The following is a 17,412-nucleotide window of genomic DNA, read 5'->3' as shown; positions in this document are numbered from 1 at the left end:
GGGAGGCCGGGTGGAACCGAATCGCACGGGACGGTAAGGATGAGGTCGTGACCGACGAGACGCCGAGACCAGACGCGAATACCGGGATCGACACCACCGTCCCGCACTCGGCACGGGTCTGGAACTACTGGTTGGGCGGCAAGGACAACTACGCCGTCGACCGCGAGACCGGCGACGCCGTGATAGCGGTGTATCCGCAGATCAAGGTGAACGCGCGGGAGTCGCGGGCGTTCCTGCGGCGGGTCGTGCAGTTCCTGGCCGGCGAGGTCGGCATCCGGCAGTTCCTCGACATCGGCACCGGCCTGCCCACGGCGGACAACACCCACGAGGTCGCCCAACGCGTCGCCCCGGACGCCCGCGTGGTGTACGCCGACAACGACCCGCTGGTGCTCGCGCACGCGCGGGCCCTCCTCGTCGGCACGCCGGAGGGCATGACCAAGTACCTGCACGCCGACATCCGCGACGTCCCGGACCTGATGAGCGGTGCGGCGGAGATCCTCGACTTCACCGAACCGGTCGCCGTGCTCATGCTGGGCGTGCTCGGACACATCCACGACACCGACGAGGCCCGGTCGCTGGTCGCGCAGATCCTCGCCCGGCTGCCCTCCGGCAGCTACGTCACCATCTGCGACGCCATCCTGACGGAGGCCAGGCGGAACGCCGAGAAGACGTACTCCGAGCGGGACGGCGTGCACTACCACGCCCGCCGGCCGGCGGAGATCGAGTCGTTCTTCGACGGGCTGGAGTGGGTCGAGCCGGGGTTCACCTCCGTGTCGCTGTGGCGCGCCGACCTCCCGGCCGATGACCCGACGGGCAACGTGCTGCCGCTCATGTCGCCGTCACCCGTCGACCAGTACGGCGGGGTTGCGCGGAAGCCGTAGTACTAGCGGGGTGGATCCGAACTGCTGATCACAGCCTTCAGGTGCGTTCCGCAGAACGCGGTCGATTCCGACTCGGGCCTCCCGGCCCCACCTGTCCGCCCGAGCTCCTGGTGCGGCAATCCGGTTCGCCTCTCCCCGCACCTACCGAAATGGTCAGGTCGGCAACATCACCGAATTCGGTGGTCGACCCGACCCGGCCGACGCGCAGGTATTGAACGCCCGATACACCGGCTCTTGCGGCTCATGCGCCGCCCCACCCGGGATCGCGAGCACCGACGAAAGCAAGTCGGTCGGCCTCGTCCAGGTGGTCGCGCCGGCCCAGGACCTCCCAGCGCTGCAGGGCGAGGGGGACGTTGCCCTCACGCCACAGCCGGTCGTGGAAGCCCTGCAGGTCGAACGCACGACCGGCGTGCTGCTGACAGGTCGCGAGCAGGTCGAGGACCTGCAGCTTCCCCATCTGGTAGCTGAGCCCCTGGCCGGGGTTGCCGGCGAAGAAGACGGCCTCTTCCCAGGCTGTCCTCCGGTCCATCGGGACGGTCTCGGCGAGCTGCGCGGCGGCGTCGTCGACCGAGATCTCGCCGAGCGCGAGCGCGACGTCCACCTCGACCCGCAGCGCCCGCAGCCGCATCGCGTTGGCGATGAACTCGGCGCTGGCCGGGGCGTCGTCGAAGAGCCCTGACAGCAGCATCAACTCCTCGTGGTAGAAGGCGATCCCCTCGTTCACCGTGGAGTCGTAGTAGTGGCGGCGGGCCGGATCGGGATGGGCCCAGGACATTGCGAGCTGCTGGGCGTGCACGCCCTCGTGGGCGAGCGCGGTGCGCGGGTCGCGCGCCGCGGCCAGCGCGAAGTACGACAGGTCGGGGCGGGGCGCCGGCACGTAGCGCACGGCGTCCTCGTGCTGACGGGTCGGCGCAGCGCAGTAGTGCAGGACACCGAGCCAGGTGAGCGGTTCCAGGTAGGCGGGTAGCGCGGCGAAGCGGTAGTGGCGCAGTTGGGCGGGCTGGTTCAGGAGGCCCCGCTCGACGTAGAACCGGCGGACGGCGAGCTCGTCGGCGCGCTGGCGAGCCAGGTGTGTCTCCAGGTCGGCGACGAGCGGGGGGTCGGCCGCGTCCCGGTACCGGTTGCGCATGACGGCCTCGGTGGCGACCGCACGAGCCAGTTCCTGGCGGCCCTGCGCGCGCAGCCGCTCCACCGGGTGCGGCAGCAGCGCGACCGGTGCAGGAAGAACGCGAACGCGGCCGGGCCGGGCGCGGTCGGTCCCGTGAACGACGGCAGCTGCACCTCGAGCCACTCCCGGTACTCCACGAGCGCAGCCGCCGCCAGGTCGGTGGCGGCCGGGAGGCCGGCGGCCTGCAGCCGGGGCAGGTGCGGCGTCAGCGCGTGCATCGCGGTGCGCAGCCGGGCGTCGGCGGCGTCGAGCGCGCGGACCGCGTGCTCGGCGAACGACGGCGCGGCACGCCCCGCCAGGTTCTCCCGCGCCTGGGCCAGCACGACGGGCACCCGCCGCAGGTGCCGCAGCAGCGCCTCGGCGCGGGCCGCGTCGATCGGCGGCGGTTCCAGCAGCCGGTTGTAGATGGGCACCAGCGCCTGGTCCAGGTGGAAGCGGGGGTTGCGCTCCCAGCCGCGCAGCAGCTCCAGCTCCCAGTGCACCCGGGCCAGCGCGCAGCCGAGCAGGCGTCCGTCCACCTGCACCGCGACCGGCTCGGACGTCAGGTCGAGCTCCCGGTAGCGCTCGACGAAGGACGCGAGCGCGCGCCGCCGCCCCTGGACCGCTCCGGGCGACCAGTCCGCCACCCACCCGGCCGGCCGCTCGATCCGGGTGATGTCGTCGTAGGAGTCCGGCTGGGTCGCCGCCCGCCACGCCCAGAACTCCCCTGCGAGCCCGTCGAGCCCCATCAGCGTCCTCCCCCGCCGGGAACTCTCACCGCAGCGGCACCCGCCAGCTCAACCGGGTGCCGCCGCGGGGCGTCGGTCCGACGGTGAACGATCCGCCGCAGTCCAGCGCGCGGCCCTCCAGGTTGCGCAGGCCGCTGCGCGCCACGCCCGGCTCGATACCGGATCCGTCGTCCACGACGTCGACGAGGAGCTCGTCGCCTGCCTCCACGGTCAGGGTGACCCGGTCGGCATGGGCATGCCGGGCGGCGTTGCTCACGGCCTCGCGCACCACGGCCACGGCGTGCGCGGCGACGTCCGCTGGGACGAGCGTGTCGACCGCCCCAGCGATCCGCACGGACGGCGTCAGCCCCCACCCCGCGGCCGCGTCCGACGCGGCGTCCAGGAGGCGGCGGCGCAGCCCGCCGTCGGCCGCCTCGCCGCTCGTGTGCAGGTCGAAGATCGACGTGCGGATCTCGCGCACCGTCTCGTCGAGGTCCTCGACCGCCTGCTGGATCCGCCGCTGCACGGCCGGGTCGGGGCTGCGCCGCAGCGTGCTCTGCAGCTGCAGGCCGGTGGCGAAGAGGCGCTGGATGACCCGGTCGTGCAGATCGCGGGCGATGCGGTCGCGGTCGCCGAACACGTCCAGCTGGCGCTGGGCCCGGTTCTTCTCCCCCAGCTCCAGCGCGAGCGTCGCCTGCTCGGCGAAGGAGGTGAGCAGCGGCACCGCGCTGGGCTGGAACGGCGGCGCATCCCGCTTCCGCAGAGCGACCAGCACCCCCGTCACCCGGTCCTGCGACTGCATCGGCACGGCGATCGACGGCCCGAACTCCAGCAGCTCTTCGGCGTCCTCCAGCAGTGCGCTCGCCGAGGGGGCGAGTACCGCGGTGCGCGTCTCGACGACCTCGCGCAGCAGCCGCTCACGCGCTCCGAGCGACCGGCCGACGAGGCGGATGTCCTCGGCGCCCCGCTGAGCGCGCACGGTGAAGTGCTCGTCGGCCGGGTCCGGCCCCAGCACGATCAACGTGGCGTCGGACCTGGTCAGTTCTTGGGCGCGCAGCGCGACCAGGCCGAGGGCGTCCTCCTCGGTCGCGCCCGACAGGATCTCCCCGCGGATCTCGCCGGAGGCCTCCAGCCAGGCCTGGCGCAACCGGGACTGTTCGAACAGGTCCGCGTTCTGCACGGCGATCCCCGCGGCGGCGGCGAGTGCCTCCAGCACGACCTCGTCGTCGGGGGTGAACTCCCCGCCGCCGCGCTTCTCGGTGAGGTACAGGTTGCCGAACACCGAGTCGCGGATCCGCACGGGCACCCCGAGGAAGCTGTGCATCGGCGGGTGGTTCGCCGGGAAGCCGACCGACGACTCGTGGGTACCCAGATCGGCCATGCGCAGCGGCCGCGGGTCGAGCACCAGCTGGCCCAGCAGCCCCTTGCCCTCGGGCGGCCGCCCCATCCGCGCACGCGTCTCGTCGTCGAGGCCCACGGTGATGAAGCGCGAGATCGCACCGTCGGGCGCCAGCACCCCCAGCGCCCCGTAGCGCGCATCGACCAGGTGGACGGCCGACCGCACGATCCGCTGCAGGGTCGCGTCCAGCTCGAGGCCCGCCGCGACCGCGAACACCGCGTCGAGCAGGCCCTGCATCCGGTCGCGGATCTGCACGATCTCCGCCAGCCGCTCCTGCACCTCGTGCAGCAGCTCGTCCAGGCGCAACCCGGCCAGGACGTTCGGTCGCGACCGCGCCGGGTCGTCGTCAGGCATCGCGCCCTCCGGTGGCCTCGCCCGGACCCGTCGTGGACCCGTCTCCAATCTGGCATGCCGGGACGACCGTGAGCAACCACCCGAGCGCTGTGCGTGTCGCGCGGGGGAGGCCTACGGTTCTCGGTATGCGCTTCGCGATCAAGACCCGGCCCGAGCACACGACGTGGGAACGGATGCGGGACGTCTGGGTGGCCGCGGACGAGTTCGACGTGTTCGAGTCGGCGTGGAACTGGGACCACTTCTACCCGCTGAGCGGCGACCTGGCCGGACCGAACCTGGAGGGCTGGACGACGCTCGCGGCGCTCGCCCAGGCCACCCGCCGGATCCGCGTCGGATGCCAGGTCACCGGCATGATCTACCGCCACCCCGCCGTGCTGGCCAACATGGCCGCCACCGTCGACGTCATCTCGAACGGCCGGCTGGAGCTGGGGGTCGGCGCCGGGTGGAACCAGCAGGAGTGCGACGCGTACGGGATCCCGCTGCCACCGCTGCGGGAGCGGTTCGACCGGTTCGACGAAGGCGTCGAGGCGATGATCGGGCTGCTGCGCGACCCGGTCACCACGTTCAAGGGCAGCTACGTCGCGCTCACCGAGGCCCGCTGCGAGCCCAAGCCGGTGCAGCGGCCCCACCCGCCGATCACGATCGGTGGCAAGGGCCCGCGCCGCACGCTCGGCGCCGTCGCCCGCTGGGCGCAGGCCTGGAACGTGATCGTCGCCGACGCGGACGAGTGGCACCCGCTGAAGGAGACGCTCGTCGTCCGCTGCGCCGAGGTCGGCCGCGACCCCGCCGAGATCACGTGCTCGGTCAACGTCCGGATCGACGGCGACGTCCCGCAGGAGGAGGCGATCTCGGCCGCGCTCGACCAGGTCGCGGGTTTCACCGCGGCCGGCGTCGACCTGATCGTGCTGAACCTCCCGCTGGACGCCACCCCGGAGATCCTCCGGCCACTCGCCGACGCGCTCGCGCCGTTGTCCTGACGCGGGGCCTACGCCGGCTGGGCCGCCGTTCCTCCAGCTCCCGGTACGCCGCGATCTTGCCGTCGAGCACCTCCAGCTCGCGGTGGGTGCGCTCGATGCGGATCGTGTCGACGGCGATGCCGGTGCGCCGAGCGGCCTCGGAGATTCACGTCGTGGATGGTGCCGGTCCCAGTAGGAGCCGGTCGACCGCGGCCAGCTGGTCGGCTGCGAGCGGGCCGTGGTTCAGGGCGCCCACGAGCTCGCGCGCCTGCGCAGCCGTCCGTATGCCGGGTAGCGCCACCGCCCGCTCCGAGCGGGCCCACACGTAGGCGAGCGCGCCCTGCACGAGGGTGCGGCCGCCGGAGGTGAGCACGTCCCGCACGGCGTCCAGCCGGGCGAGCCACTCCGGCATCCGGTCGTCGTCGAAGAACGTCCACCACGGGGTGTTCCGGCGGACGTCACCGGCCGGGAGCTGGTCGGGGCTGCGGTACTTGCCGCTGAGCAGCCCCATCGCGAGCGGGGTGCGGGCCAGCACGGCCAGGTCGTGGCGCTCGCACGCCGCGAGAGCGGGCTCGTCGGCTCCGAACACGTTGAGCTCCTGCTGCACGGCCACGGCGTGTCCGCCCGCCGCGAGGACCGCGATCACGTCGGGGTCGGTCGCGCTGGTGCCGTACGCCCGGATCTTCCCGGCCGCCACCAGCTCCTCGAACGCGCCCACGACCTCGTGCGCCTGCTCGGCGCCCGCGCCACCGGGGTGGATCTGGTAGACGTCGATGTGATCCACCCCGAGCCGGCGCAGGCTCTCCTCGCACGCCCTCCGGATGTGCGCGGCGGACAGGTCGCTGCCGGCACCGGTACGTGCGGTCTCGTCGAACACGAGCCCGACCTTCGTCGCGAGCACGACGTCGTCGCGGAACGGGGCGATCGCCCGGCCGACGACCCGCTCGGCGTGCCCGCATCCGTAGACGTCGGCGGTGTCGACGAACCGCACGCCGCCGTCGTGGGCGGCGCGAACCGCCGCCACCGACTCCTCGTCGTCCACCGGGCCCCAGCCCGCGGGCTCGCCGTCGAACTGCCAGTCCCCGCCGAGCGCCCAGGTCCCGATGCCGAGCGCCGGAACGCTCCACTCCCCCACGCTGCGCGCCATGATCGATCCGTCCATGGCCGTGAGGTTGCCCCCTGGAGCGCGCTCCAGGTCAAGCGCGGAGGATCCGTGCGGATCAGTCGTCGTCCGGATCGGCCCCGTCGCCGGGCAGATGGGGGTGGACCGCCTCCCAGCGCTCACGACGCTGCGCCGCGAGGTCCGCGAGCCGGGGGCGCCGGATCGCGTCGATGATCCGGAGGGCGATCGCGCCGACCGTGAGGCACTCGAACCCGGCGAGCATCAGGCGGATCAACGGCGTGACCGTTGCACCGGTGGCGAACACGAGCAGCGTGAACATGGTCGGTCTCCCTCCGGCATCCGCGCCGGCTCTGCCCAGCAGTATGGGTCCTCCGCGCCCGCGCAAACGGCGATTCATCACGACAAGCGACACGGGCCGCCCGATCAGGTGACGCACGACCGGATGCGAGATCACGGATCGAATCCTCCATGGTCACGATCCGTGATTTCCGACCACACCGACCAGCCATCCGATATGTCCGCTTTCCTCCGCTTTCGCTAGGGTCGTGCCAGACGCCGGTGCTCCCCGTCGCTCCCCTCCGGCGTGCACGTCGAGGAGGCAGGATGTCCCGGTTCCCGCGGCGCGCCTGGTGGGCGCTGCTCGGTGCCGTCGCCCTTCTGGTGGCCGGATGCGGGGGTGCCGCGACCGACCCGGACCAGCCCCACCTGTTCGAGGCGCTCCCGGCGCCGTCGCCCCCACCGACCGCCGTCCCCACCCCGCTGTTCGACGACGCGCGCTCGGCGAACGGCCGGCCCGCCGGGACCGCCGGGCGTGAGTGGCGGCTGGTCTTCAGCGACGACTTCGACGGTCCGCGGCTCGATCCGAAGGCCTGGAACCGCTACAACTCCGTCGGCGGGTTCGGCAGCGGCTTCCGCCGCCCCGAAGCGATCACCGTCGAGGACGGGAAGCTGCGGATCACCGCCCGCGGCAACATCTCCGGCGGCATGAACCACGAGCGCAGCCAGACCTACGGGCGATGGGAGTTCCGGGCCCGCACCGAGAAGGGCCGCGGCCTCGGCTCGGCGATCCTGCTGTGGCCGGACTCCCTCGACATGAGGGCCGACGGCGAGCTGGACATGATGGAGGTGCCGGACGAAGGCCGGTCCGAGGCCCACTTCGTGATCCACTACTCCACGCAGAACAAGCTCGCCGGAACCCAGATAGCCGGCGACTTCAGCCAATGGCACACGTTCGCGATGGACTGGCTGCCCAACCGGATCACCTGGTACGTCGACGGGGTCAAGCAGTTCGAGACCACCGACCGCAACGTGATCCCGAGGAGCCCGATGCACCTGGCGATCCAGCTCGACATGGGCCCGTTCGAGGAGTGGATCCCGGCGCCGGACGAGACGACGCCCGCTGAGGTCCGCCTCGAGGTCGACTGGGTACGGGTGTACGCGCGTCGCTAGCCGCCTGGGAGAGGGTGTTGGGCATGGTCACCACGTTCGTCCTCGTGCACGGATCCTTCTGCAACTCGGCGGCATGGGCGCCGACGGTCCGCGAGCTCACGCTGCGCGGGCACCGGGCGCTCGCCGTCGACCTGCCCGGCCACGGACTCGGCGCGACGATCCCCAGCGGCTACCTCGGCACCCAGGACCCGGAGGCGCTCGCGACCGAGCCGAGCGGCATGGCCGGGATCGGCACGGCCGACGACGTCGCCGCCGTCACCGAGGTGCTGCGCCGCGCTCGCGCGAACGGGCCCGTCGTCCTCGTCGGGCACAGTCGCGGTGGCCTCACCCTCACGGCCGTCGGCAACGCCGTCCCCGAGCTGGTGGACCGGCTCGTCTACGTCGCGGCGTGGTGCTGCGTGGACGCGACCGTCAGCGAGTACTCGGCCGGCCCGGAGAACGCCGAGAGCCTGCTGGGCGACACCGGGCTCGTCCCGCTCGCCGACCCGGCGCAGGTCGGCGCGATCCGGCTGAACTGGCGCACCGGCGACCCGGACGTGCTCGACCGGCTGCAGGTCGCCGTGCTCGCCGACGGCTCCCGCACCGAGCTGCTGGCCTACCTGCACCACCAGGAGGCCGACGAGACCATCTCCGTCGACGAGGCCGCCACCCGCGGGCAGGCCGGCACCTGGGGGCGGATCCCGCGCACGTACGTCCGGCTCACCGCGGACCGCTCCGTGCCGCCCGCCCTCCAGGACCGGTTCATCGCGGAGGCCGACGCCCTCACCCCGGACAACCCGACGGACGTGCGCTCGATCGACAGCAGCCACGTGCGGTTCCAGATCCACCCCGGCGAGTTCGTGGAGATCCTCGACGAGCTGGCGCCCGCGAAGGTCACCCCGGGTCGGCAACGGGTGGGGTGACCGCATCGCCGTCAGTGGCCGCGGAAGGCCTCCGCCAGCCACCACGAGCCACCGTCGGACGCGATGCGGGCGTGCACCAGCAGAGGGGCCCTCCGCGGCCCGGCCACCCACTGCGCCACGGCGTCGAGGTCCGCGGGCGCGTTCACGGTGACGGCCTCGAAGCCGTACCCCCGGCCGATCGCGGCGATGTCGGTGTCCGGGAACACGACCGTCGCCGGGTCCTCGCCGGTGAAGTGGTGCACCTCGGCGCCGTAGCCGCGGTCGTCGTACACCACGACCACCATCGACAGGCCCAGGCGCGTCACCGTCTCCAGCTCGGCCGCCGACATCAGCGCCCCGCCGTCACCCAGCGCAGCCACCGTGAGCCGGTCCGGCCGGGCGACGGCGGCGCCGATCGCGGTGGCCAGCCCGAGCCCAATCGACTGGAAGCCCTGGGTGAGGCAGAAGCCGTGCTCGTCGGGAACCCGGAGGTAGGCGCTCGGGTAGCCCATGAAGTTGCCCGAGTCGACGGCCACCGTCCGTTCGGTGGGAAGCAGGTCGTCAAGGGCGATCGTGAGTGTGCGGGGGTCGATGCCGTCGGCGCCGGTCAGGTCCTTGTGGGGCTCGTCGCGCCAGCGGCCGCGCTCGGCGACCGCGGCCGCGACCTGCGGCGTGCGGTAGCCGGTGCGCGGCCCGTCGAGCGCGGCACGGACGTCCGCCGCCGTCGCGCGGACGTCGCCCAGCACGCCCAGGTGCACCGGACGGTTGGCGCCGATCGCGTCGGCGTCCAGGTCCACCTGCACGACCGTGGCGTCCGGGCCGATGAGCGCGCCGTGGCGCATCGTCCACATGTTGAGCGCGCAGCCCCACCCGACGACCAGGTCGGCTCCGGAGATCAGCTCGGCCGCGAGCGGCGTGGCGAAGCCGCCGGAGATCCCCAGCGACCACGGGTCGTCGGCGAAGAGCCCCGCCGCGACGGCGGACGTGGCCAGCAACGCCCCCGAAGCGGCGGCGAGCTCTCGCAGCTGCTGACCGGCACCGCGGGCGCCACGACCGGCGACGAAGACCGGCCGCTCCGCCCCCGCGATCAGTCGCGCGAGCGCCTCGACCGCGTCCGCACCCGGACGGACCGGGGCGAGCGGCTGCGCGGCGGGCACCGGCCCTGCGTCCGCTTCGGCCGCCTGCACGTCGAGCGGCAGGTTGAGCACCACGGTGCGGCGCTGCTCGACGGCGGTCCGGTAGGCGCGGACGACGTCGTCGAGCGCCGTACCGGCTGAGTGCACCCGCTCGGCCACCGCTCCCACCGACCGGGCCAGCGCGTCCTGGTCGATCCGGAAGTTCGAGCGCACCGCGCCCGCCCCGGTGTCGGCGGCGAGCACGATCATCGGGGTGCGGCTCTTCGCGGCCTCGGTGATGCCGGTCAGCGCGTTGGTGAGCCCGCAGCCCTGGTGCACCGTGAGCACGCCGACCCGCCCGCTGGTGCGGGCGTACGCGTCGGCCATCGTGGCGGCCCCGCCCTCGTGCCGGGCGGCGACGTACCCGACGCCGCCCGCGCGCAGCGCGTTCGTCACGTGGAAGTTGCCGCTGCCGACCACCCCGAACGCGTGGCCGACGCCCAGCTCGGCGAGGGCGCGTCCGACGAGTTCGGCGACCGTCACCGCTCCACCAATGCCAAGACGCGCGCCGGGCTGCCGGACCCGCCGACGATCGGCAACGGACCCGCCACGACCACCGCCCCGCTGGGCGGCAGCTGGGCCAGGTTCTGCAGCTGCGTGAGCCCGTACTTGCCGGCTCCGAGCAGGAAGCTGTGGCAGGGGAACGGCGGGTCGAAGCCGTGGGCCGCGCCCGCGTCCGTTCCGACGGTCTCCACGCCGATCCCGATCACCGGGGCCTCCTCGGCGAGCCACTTCGCGCACTCGACCGAGATCCCCGGCGTCGCGCCCGCGTTCAGGAACGCCTCGGCGTCAGCGCTGCGCGCGTCCCAGCCCGTGCGGTAGAGCAGCCACCCGCCCTCCGGCAGCGGCCCGTGCTCCTTCTCCCACGCCCGCACGTGCTCGATCTCGAGGAGGAAGTCGGGGTTCGAGGCCGCCTGGTCGGCGAGGTCGAGCACCGCGGCGGGTGCGAGCAGCTTCTGCGGCGCGACCTGTGCGATGTCCTCCCCGTCCTTCGCCGTGACCCAGTGGACCGGCGCGTCGAAGTGCGTGCCGGTGTGCTCGGAGGTGTGGATGTCGTTCCAGTACCAGGCCGGGCCGCGGTCGTCGTAGCGGCTGATCTCGGAGAGCCCGAACGCCGAAGCGTTGGCGAACGGCGGCGGCAGCTGCAGGACCGGCGTGTCCGCCTGCAGCGGGGCGGTCAGGTCGATGACCTCGACGGTGCGGTCGCGCAGCGCCGCAAGCAGGTCGGACAGCACGGACATGGGTTGCTCCCGGGGCTCGGCGCAGTGCACGAGCCCAACTTATTGGAAATCGCGCACGTCACGACACGTCGAGGACGCTGACCGTCCCGTCAACACTGTTGGACACGTACAACGTCGTGCCGTCGGATGTCGCGACGACGAAACGGGGGCTCCGGCCCACCGGCGTGGTGGCCACCACCGCGCCGACCGCGACGTCGACGGTGGTGACCGCATCGGTGTCCTCGTTGACGACGTACAAGCGCCGACCGTCGACGGAGAACGTCAGATGCTGCGGCGTCGGGCCGACGGGGATCGTCATGGTCGTTCGGTTGCCGATGGTCTCGACGAACGAGATGGTGCCGTCGTCGTAGTTCGCGACCGCCACGACGCGTCCGTCGGGCGAGGCGGCCAGGGCGTGCGGGCTGCGCCCGACGTCGGTCGTGGTCACCACGGTGTTCGAAGCAACGTCGATGACGGAGATGCTGTCGGACTCGTGGTTCGCGGTGTAGGCGCGCTCTCCCGACGGGGAGAACGCGACACTGTGCGGGTTCGGCTCAACCGTCACGGACCTTCCGAACTCCAGCGTCCGCCCGTCGAGGATCGCGACGCTCGCCGAGCCGTGGCTCGGCACGTAGACGTCCCCGGTCGGGGCGGCGGCAAGGGCGTACGGCTGCGGGCTGCTGGGCACCAGCGCCGAGACCGAGCCGCCGGCGAGGTCGATGGCCGCCACCGCGCTGTCGGCCCCCTCGCCGCTGTACATGCTGACGTACGCGCGGCGACCGTCCGGGCCGACCGCGACGTAGCGCGGCGTGCCGGGCACCGGCATCGAGGCGGACACGGCCGCGGCGTCGCGGTCGATGACCGAGACGGTCCGTGAGTCGACGTTGGCGACGAGCACCGGCCCGCCGCCCGGGGAGACGGCGAGACCCTGCGGCGCCTGCCCGACCGGCACCACCGCCCGGACCGTCGGGCCGCCGGCGTCGGACGGCGCGACCCGTTCCGGCGGCATCGCCCCGATCGGATCAGGAGGCGTGGCCGGCTCAGCGGCATCGGTCGGGGCGTCCTCCGACATGGCCGCGATGGTTCCGACCCCGGCGGCCAGAACGCCGATGACCGCGATCGCCGCGACGACCGTCAGCCACCATCGTGCGGAAGACGGTGTGGGGGAAGCCGGCACGTGAGCGGCAGACGCCGGTGATCCAGCAGGTCCCGGCCGCCCTGAGCGGGCCGCTCCGCCCTTCTCGAACACGTTCCCAGCGGTGCCGGCCGGGACGAAGAGCGCCCCCGGCACCTCCACCGACGTGTCATCCGCACGACGAGGAGGACCGGCGACCTGCACCGTCGCGGCCGACGAATCCGGCGCGGAACCGACCTCGACCACGTCGCGTCCGGTCGCCTGCTCGATGTGCTTGCGCTCCGCGCATTCCGCGAATGCGGCGTACTCGTCCGCACGGCTGTCAAGCTCGATTACTGCCGCTTCGGTGGACGGTTCTCCGGCCGCGGCAAGTGCGCGTTTGGCCGCGACGACCAACTCGCCGGCACTCTCGTACCGATCCTCGGACTTCTTCGCCAGCGCACGATCGATGACGTCGTCGAGCGCCGTTCCCAGTTCTGGCCGGATCTGCGAGGGAACGGTCGGGGCGACGTGGAGATGCGCGCGTGCCCACTCCGGAAGTCCGGATCCGTCGGCGTGAATCGGCTTCTGCCCGGTGACCAGTTCGAACAGCACGCACGCGAGCGCGTAGATGTCGGCCCGTTCGTCGATCACGCCTCCGAACTGCTCGGGGGCCATGTACTCGAAGCCGCCGAGGAATTCCTCCGTCTGGCTCAGCGAATGGGTCCGGGTGGCAGCATCAGCGAAGGTGACTCCGAAGTCCACGACGTAGACGTGGTCGCCGAGCGACTCGTCGACGTTCCGGTCGATCAACAGGTTCGACGGCTTGACCCCACGATGGACGAGTCCACCTGCGTGCGCGGCGTCGAGCGCGCCGGCCGCCTGTTCGATGATCGCGACGGCCCGGTCGGGCGAGACCGGCCCGACCGCCTTGATCACATCGGCGACGTCGACGCCGTCGACGAAGCGCATGTCGATGAACAGGCGTCCGTCGAGGTCACCGAACCTGTGAATGGGAATGACGTGCGGGTTGCCCAGGCCGGCCGCCAGTTGCGCTTCCCGCTCGAACCGGGCGCGGAACTCGTGATCACCCGTCAGCCGGGCGGGCAACCGCTTGAGGGCGACGACCCGCTCGCGCTCGGTGTCGAAAGCACGGAACACCTCACCCATTCCGCCGCGGCCGAGCAGGACCTCGAGGCGGTAGGGCCCGAACAGCTCTTCGTGGTACGAGCTCCGGAAAGGCTGATTCACACCTCGAGCCTGGCACGAACAGCGCGCCTTGTCACAAATCTCTAAGGTAGCCCATTAATCTTTAAGGTGACCCGCTGCGACGCTCGCCCTATGTGTCGAACCAATCCCTTTCAGTAGTGATCGGGTCGCGCGGTTCGCACAGCCGCTCCACCGCGTCCCGACACACGTGCCACGCGTGCGTCGCCGGGTCGATCAGCGCGAAGTGCTCCACCCCCGCCAGGGTCACCAGCTCCGCCTCGTCCCCGGCCGCCGCCACGAAGCGCTCGCTCTGCCGGATGGGCACGTTGACGTCGGCGGTGCCGTGCACGCACACGACGTGGACGCCGATCGGCAGCCGTTCCACCGGCGAGGCGAGGGCGTACCGGTCGGGCACGTCGTCCGGGCCGCCACCGAGCAGGTCCGTGGCCGCGCCGTTGCCCACGCCGTTCCGCTCCGCGTCCACGAGGTCCAGCACACCGGCCTGGCTGACCACACCGCGCAGCCGCACGGCCGGGCCCGCGCCGGGGGTGCCCGGTGGCAGGCCGGGGCGCGCGGCGAGCCAGGTGGCGAGGTGCCCGCCGGCCGAGTGCCCGACGGCCACGATCCGGTCCATGGGCAGGTCCCGGCCGGCGAGGAGATCGACAGCAGCGGCGGCGTCCTCGAACGTGGCGGGCCAGCCACCGTCGCCGCCCACGCGCCGGTACTCGATGTTCCAGGCGGCGTACCCGGCGGCCACGAGGTCGGCCGCGAGCGGCCGGCCGAGCTCGAGGCCGAAGCGCCTGCGCCAGAACCCGCCGTGCACCACGACGACGACGCCGCGCGGCTCACCGTCGGGGAGGGTGAGCTCGCCGAACTGGCTGGGATGGTCGCCGTAGGGGATGGCGAGCGGCGTCGGCACGGGGCGAGCATCGCACGTTCGGATGCCACGCCGCGGTGGACGTGGGGGGTACACCCACCGCGACGCGGCTCCGCCGGCTGGGGGGACTCGCCGGCGGCCCCGTGGGTGCGAGCACCCGCGGTTCGGAACCGGAACAGACGAACGGTACCCCCGCCACGACCTGGGGAACCTTGTCTCACCCGGATGACCGGGAATGTCACCCCCACCGCGCGGTGAGCACACCCAATGCGCCCAGTGCCACGGCTGCGGCCGTCGATGCGCGCAGTACCTCCGGGCCCAGCCGCACCGGCCGCGCGCCGGCCTCGACGAGCGTCCCGATCTCGGCGTCGGTGATCCCACCTTCCGGGCCGACCACGAGCAGCAGCTCACCGCGCGGCGGCAGCGCGAGGTCGGCGAGCCGTTCCGGGGCGGCCTCGTGCAGCACGACCGCGAGGTCGGCCCCGGCGACGCGGCGGGCGAGCGCAGCGGTGGTGACGGGCTGCTCGACAACGGGCAGCCACGGCCTGCGGGCCTGCTTCGCGGCCTCGCGCGCGGTGCTGCGCCAGCGGCCAAGTGCCTTCTCCCCCCGCGGCCCCTCCTCCCAGCGGGCCACGCAGCGCGCGGCGCGCCAGGGCAGGATCCCGTCCACGCCCGCCTCGGTGGCGAGCTCGACCGCCAGCTCGCCGCGGTCGCCCTTCACGAGCGCCTGGGCGAGGACCACCCGAGGGCTGGGCGGGTCGGCGTCGGCCCGGGCGGTGATCGTGAGGTCGACGGTGTCGCGGCCTGCGGTGTCGACCACGGCGTGCGCGAGCCCGCCGCGGCCGTCGCAGAGCAGCACGGTCTCACCCGGGCGCAGCCGCTTGACGGTGGCGGCGTGCCGGCCCTCCGGCCCGTCCAGCCGGGCCGGACCCGCCTCGGGGAGCGGGTCGAGCAGGAACAGCGGTGCAGTGGTCACGCGCGGCGGATGGGCATGATCGTTGGCGCCGCGTCCGAGGTGAGGAAGTCCAGCACGAGCTGGGTGACCAGCGCGGGCTTCTCCATGACCAGCACGTGCGAGGTGCCGGGCACCACCGCGAGCTCGGCCTCCGGGAGCGACCGGTACATCTCGATCGTGTGCTCGAGGGTGATCGCGTCGTCGTCACCGGACAGCACGAGCGTGCGGGCCGGAACCCCGGCGAGCTGCTCGGCGGCGAGCGTCGGCCCGGTGAGTGCGCTCTCGATGATCTTCGCCGCGACCACCGGGAAGTGCTCGCCGCCGTCCGGGGAATCCTCGGCGTACCAGACCCCGAGCACGGACTCCTGCAGCTCGGCCACCGCGTCCGGCCCGTGGAAGAACGCCGGGATCAGGCCGTTCTGGTGGAACTGGCCGCTGATCAGCACCATCCGGCGCACGAGGTCGGGGCGGGCGAGCCCCACGAGCAGCGCGGTGATCGCGCCGTCGCTGTAGCCGACGAGGTGCGCCGGCCCGCCGACGACCTCGTCGAGAAAGGCGACGGCGTCCTCCGCGTACAGCTCGTAGCTGAACGGGCCCGGCACGTCGGGGGTGTGCCCGTGGCCGCGTCGATCGGGTGTGAAGACGTGGAACCGCTCGGCGTACGCCTCGCGCACCGGTGCGAACTCGCGCGAGCTGGAGAACCCGCCGTGCAGGTAGACCAGCGGCTCCCCGTCGCCGTACTCGGCGTACCACGTGGGCAGGCCGCCGACGTCGATCAGCGTCATCGGCCGAACGAGTCGCGCAGCCGCGAGAAGATGCCGTGCCCGTTGCGGTTGCCGCCCGCGAGGTCGGGTTGCTCCTCACCGCGCAACGCCGCGAGCTGGCGCAGCAGCTCGGTCTGCTTGGCGTCGAGCTTGGTGGGCACGACGACGTCGACGTGCACCATCAGGTCGCCGTGACCGTCGACGCGCCCGGTGGAGCGCAGCCGCGGCATGCCCTTGCCCCGCAGGGTGCGCACGGTGCCGGCCTGGGTGCCCGGCTCCAGGTGCAGCTCCTCGACGCCGTCGAGGGTGGGCAGCGGCAGCGTGGTGCCCAGCGCCGCGGCCGTCATCGGCAGCTGCACGGTGCAGTGCAGGTCGGCGCCGTCGCGGGTGAACAGGTCGTGCGGCTCCTCCTCGACCTCCACGTAGAGGTCGCCTGCGGGGCCGCCGCCCGGGCCGACCTCGCCCTGCCCGGCCAGCCGCACCCGCATGCCGTCGGCGACGCCCGGCGGGATGCGCACGCCCACCGTGCGCCGCGAGCGCACGCGCCCGTCGCCGCCGCACTGCCGGCACGGCTCGGGGATCACCTCGCCGAAGCCGCGGCAGTTGGGGCAGGGCCGCGAGGTGACGACCTGGCCGAGGAACGAGCGCTGCACGCTCTGCACCTCGCCGCGGCCGTTGCAGATGTCGCACATCGTGGGAGCGCTGCCCGGCGCGCAGCCCGAGCCGCTGCACTCGTGGCAGAGCACGGCGGTGTCGACCGTGAGATCGCGGGTGACGCCGGTGGCGCACTCCTCGAGGGTGAGGTGCATCCGGATCAGGGCGTCGGCGCCCGGCTGCACCCGGCTGCGCGGGCCCCGGCCACGCGGACCGCCCTGGCCGCCGAAGAACGCGTCCATGATGTCGCCGAAACCGAACGCGCTGAACGGGTCGGCCGCACCGGCTGCCCCGCCGCCCCTGCCGTTGCCCAGCGGGTCGCCGCCGAGGTCGACTATGCGGCGCTTCTCCGGGTCGGACAGCACCTCGTACGCGGCGCTGACCTCGCGGAAGCGCTCCTGCGCCTCCGGGTCCGGGTTGACGTCGGGGTGCAGCTCACGCGCCAGCTTGCGGTAGGCCCGCTTGATGTCGTCTGGGCCGGCGTCTGGCGCGACGCCCAGTGTCCCGTAGTAGTCCCGTACCACGT

At 73.0% G+C, this 17,412-nt stretch carries 16 protein-coding genes; 4 read left to right on the top strand and 12 right to left on the bottom strand.

The features are described 5' to 3' along the window. The first annotated feature begins 47 nt into the window (after window positions 1-47). Window positions 48-881, top strand: a complete 834-nt coding sequence (locus FB388_RS04410) for an SAM-dependent methyltransferase (RefSeq protein ID WP_142097239.1) — start codon at window positions 48-50, stop codon at window positions 879-881. A gap of 241 nt (window positions 882-1,122) precedes the next feature. Here FB388_RS04410 and FB388_RS04405 read toward each other — a convergent pair whose 3' ends face one another. From FB388_RS04405 to FB388_RS04395, 3 genes are all read right to left on the bottom strand, one after another. Next, window positions 1,123-1,809, bottom strand: coding sequence for a DUF885 family protein (locus tag FB388_RS04405; RefSeq protein ID WP_246122050.1), 687 nt, complete (start codon window positions 1,807-1,809; stop codon window positions 1,123-1,125). Window positions 1,810-1,886: 77 nt separating this feature from the next. Next, window positions 1,887-2,777: a DUF885 family protein gene (locus FB388_RS40180; RefSeq protein ID WP_142097232.1), complete on the bottom strand. Its 891-nt coding sequence runs from the start codon at window positions 2,775-2,777 to the stop codon at window positions 1,887-1,889. A 25-nt stretch (window positions 2,778-2,802) separates the two neighbouring features. Then, the gene (locus tag FB388_RS04395) at window positions 2,803-4,509 is read right to left on the bottom strand and encodes a sensor histidine kinase (RefSeq protein ID WP_142097229.1); all 1,707 of its coding nucleotides are present in this window, start codon (window positions 4,507-4,509) and stop codon (window positions 2,803-2,805) included. Window positions 4,510-4,634: 125 nt separating this feature from the next. On the opposite strand from FB388_RS04395, the gene FB388_RS04390 reads away from it, so the two are divergent. Then, the gene (locus FB388_RS04390; RefSeq protein ID WP_142097226.1) at window positions 4,635-5,486 is read left to right on the top strand and encodes a TIGR03560 family F420-dependent LLM class oxidoreductase; all 852 of its coding nucleotides are present in this window, start codon (window positions 4,635-4,637) and stop codon (window positions 5,484-5,486) included. A gap of 145 nt (window positions 5,487-5,631) precedes the next feature. Here FB388_RS04390 and FB388_RS04385 read toward each other — a convergent pair whose 3' ends face one another. Together FB388_RS04385 and FB388_RS04380 are read right to left on the bottom strand one after the other, a co-directional pair. Further along, the gene (locus tag FB388_RS04385; protein ID WP_142097223.1) at window positions 5,632-6,627 is read right to left on the bottom strand and encodes an aldo/keto reductase; all 996 of its coding nucleotides are present in this window, start codon (window positions 6,625-6,627) and stop codon (window positions 5,632-5,634) included. Between the two features lie 58 nt (window positions 6,628-6,685). After that, complete coding sequence (locus FB388_RS04380; protein WP_142097220.1) at window positions 6,686-6,907, bottom strand: hypothetical protein; 222 nt, start codon at window positions 6,905-6,907, stop codon at window positions 6,686-6,688. 284 nt (window positions 6,908-7,191) lie between these two features. Here FB388_RS04380 and FB388_RS04375 point away from each other — a divergent pair, with 284 nt between their 5' ends. After that, a complete protein-coding gene (locus FB388_RS04375; protein ID WP_142097217.1) occupies window positions 7,192-8,037 on the top strand; it encodes a glycoside hydrolase family 16 protein in 846 nt (281 codons plus the stop codon). A gap of 23 nt (window positions 8,038-8,060) precedes the next feature. Continuing rightward, entirely contained in the window at window positions 8,061-8,939 is an 879-nt protein-coding gene (locus tag FB388_RS04370; RefSeq protein WP_142097214.1) for an alpha/beta fold hydrolase, read from the top strand. 11 nt (window positions 8,940-8,950) lie between these two features. Here FB388_RS04370 and FB388_RS04365 read toward each other — a convergent pair whose 3' ends face one another. The 7 genes from FB388_RS04365 to dnaJ form a co-directional block, all read right to left on the bottom strand. Beyond that, window positions 8,951-10,576: a thiamine pyrophosphate-binding protein gene (locus FB388_RS04365; protein ID WP_142097211.1), complete on the bottom strand. Its 1,626-nt coding sequence runs from the start codon at window positions 10,574-10,576 to the stop codon at window positions 8,951-8,953. Next, entirely contained in the window at window positions 10,573-11,334 is a 762-nt protein-coding gene (locus FB388_RS04360) for a cyclase family protein (protein ID WP_142097208.1), read from the bottom strand. Before FB388_RS04360 ends, FB388_RS04365 begins: the two co-directional genes overlap by 4 nt. 58 nt (window positions 11,335-11,392) lie before the next feature. Next, a complete protein-coding gene (locus FB388_RS04355; RefSeq protein WP_142097205.1) occupies window positions 11,393-13,678 on the bottom strand; it encodes a serine/threonine-protein kinase in 2,286 nt (761 codons plus the stop codon). A gap of 88 nt (window positions 13,679-13,766) precedes the next feature. Beyond that, window positions 13,767-14,555 (bottom strand): alpha/beta hydrolase family protein, encoded by a 789-nt coding sequence (locus tag FB388_RS04350; RefSeq protein WP_142097202.1) that lies wholly within the window; start codon window positions 14,553-14,555, stop codon window positions 13,767-13,769. A 196-nt stretch (window positions 14,556-14,751) separates the two neighbouring features. Then, window positions 14,752-15,489 (bottom strand): 16S rRNA (uracil(1498)-N(3))-methyltransferase, encoded by a 738-nt coding sequence (locus FB388_RS04345; protein ID WP_142097199.1) that lies wholly within the window; start codon window positions 15,487-15,489, stop codon window positions 14,752-14,754. Next, on the bottom strand, window positions 15,486-16,253 hold the full coding sequence (locus FB388_RS04340; protein ID WP_142097197.1) for an alpha/beta fold hydrolase: 768 nt from the start codon (window positions 16,251-16,253) through the stop codon (window positions 15,486-15,488). Before FB388_RS04340 ends, FB388_RS04345 begins: the two co-directional genes overlap by 4 nt. Then, entirely contained in the window at window positions 16,250-17,410 is a 1,161-nt protein-coding gene (gene dnaJ, locus FB388_RS04335) for a molecular chaperone DnaJ (protein ID WP_142102555.1), read from the bottom strand. The genes FB388_RS04340 and dnaJ overlap by 4 nt, the downstream gene beginning before the upstream one ends. Window positions 17,411-17,412: the final 2 nt, after the last annotated feature.

Source organism: Pseudonocardia cypriaca, assembly GCF_006717045.1.
Taxonomy (GTDB): Bacteria; Actinomycetota; Actinomycetes; order Mycobacteriales; family Pseudonocardiaceae; genus Pseudonocardia; species Pseudonocardia cypriaca.
The sequence above is the reverse complement of the archived record's forward strand: the minus strand, read 5'-3'. Positions and strand labels throughout refer to the sequence as shown.

Excerpts from the sequence above, each read along its gene's own strand:
- FB388_RS40180 (WP_142097232.1), bottom strand. The coding sequence starts at position 2,777 with ATGGGGCTCGACGGGCTCGCAGGGGAGTTCTGGGCGTGGCGGGCGGCG.
- FB388_RS04395 (WP_142097229.1), bottom strand. The coding sequence starts at position 4,509 with ATGCCTGACGACGACCCGGCGCGGTCGCGACCGAACGTCCTGGCCGGG.
- FB388_RS04390 (WP_142097226.1), top strand. The coding sequence starts at position 4,635 with ATGCGCTTCGCGATCAAGACCCGGCCCGAGCACACGACGTGGGAACGG.
- FB388_RS04385 (WP_142097223.1), bottom strand. The coding sequence starts at position 6,627 with ATGGACGGATCGATCATGGCGCGCAGCGTGGGGGAGTGGAGCGTTCCG.
- FB388_RS04380 (WP_142097220.1), bottom strand. The coding sequence starts at position 6,907 with ATGTTCACGCTGCTCGTGTTCGCCACCGGTGCAACGGTCACGCCGTTG.
- FB388_RS04375 (WP_142097217.1), top strand. The coding sequence starts at position 7,192 with ATGTCCCGGTTCCCGCGGCGCGCCTGGTGGGCGCTGCTCGGTGCCGTC.
- FB388_RS04370 (WP_142097214.1), top strand. The coding sequence starts at position 8,061 with ATGGTCACCACGTTCGTCCTCGTGCACGGATCCTTCTGCAACTCGGCG.
- FB388_RS04360 (WP_142097208.1), bottom strand. The coding sequence starts at position 11,334 with ATGTCCGTGCTGTCCGACCTGCTTGCGGCGCTGCGCGACCGCACCGTC.
- FB388_RS04340 (WP_142097197.1), bottom strand. The coding sequence starts at position 16,253 with ATGACGCTGATCGACGTCGGCGGCCTGCCCACGTGGTACGCCGAGTAC.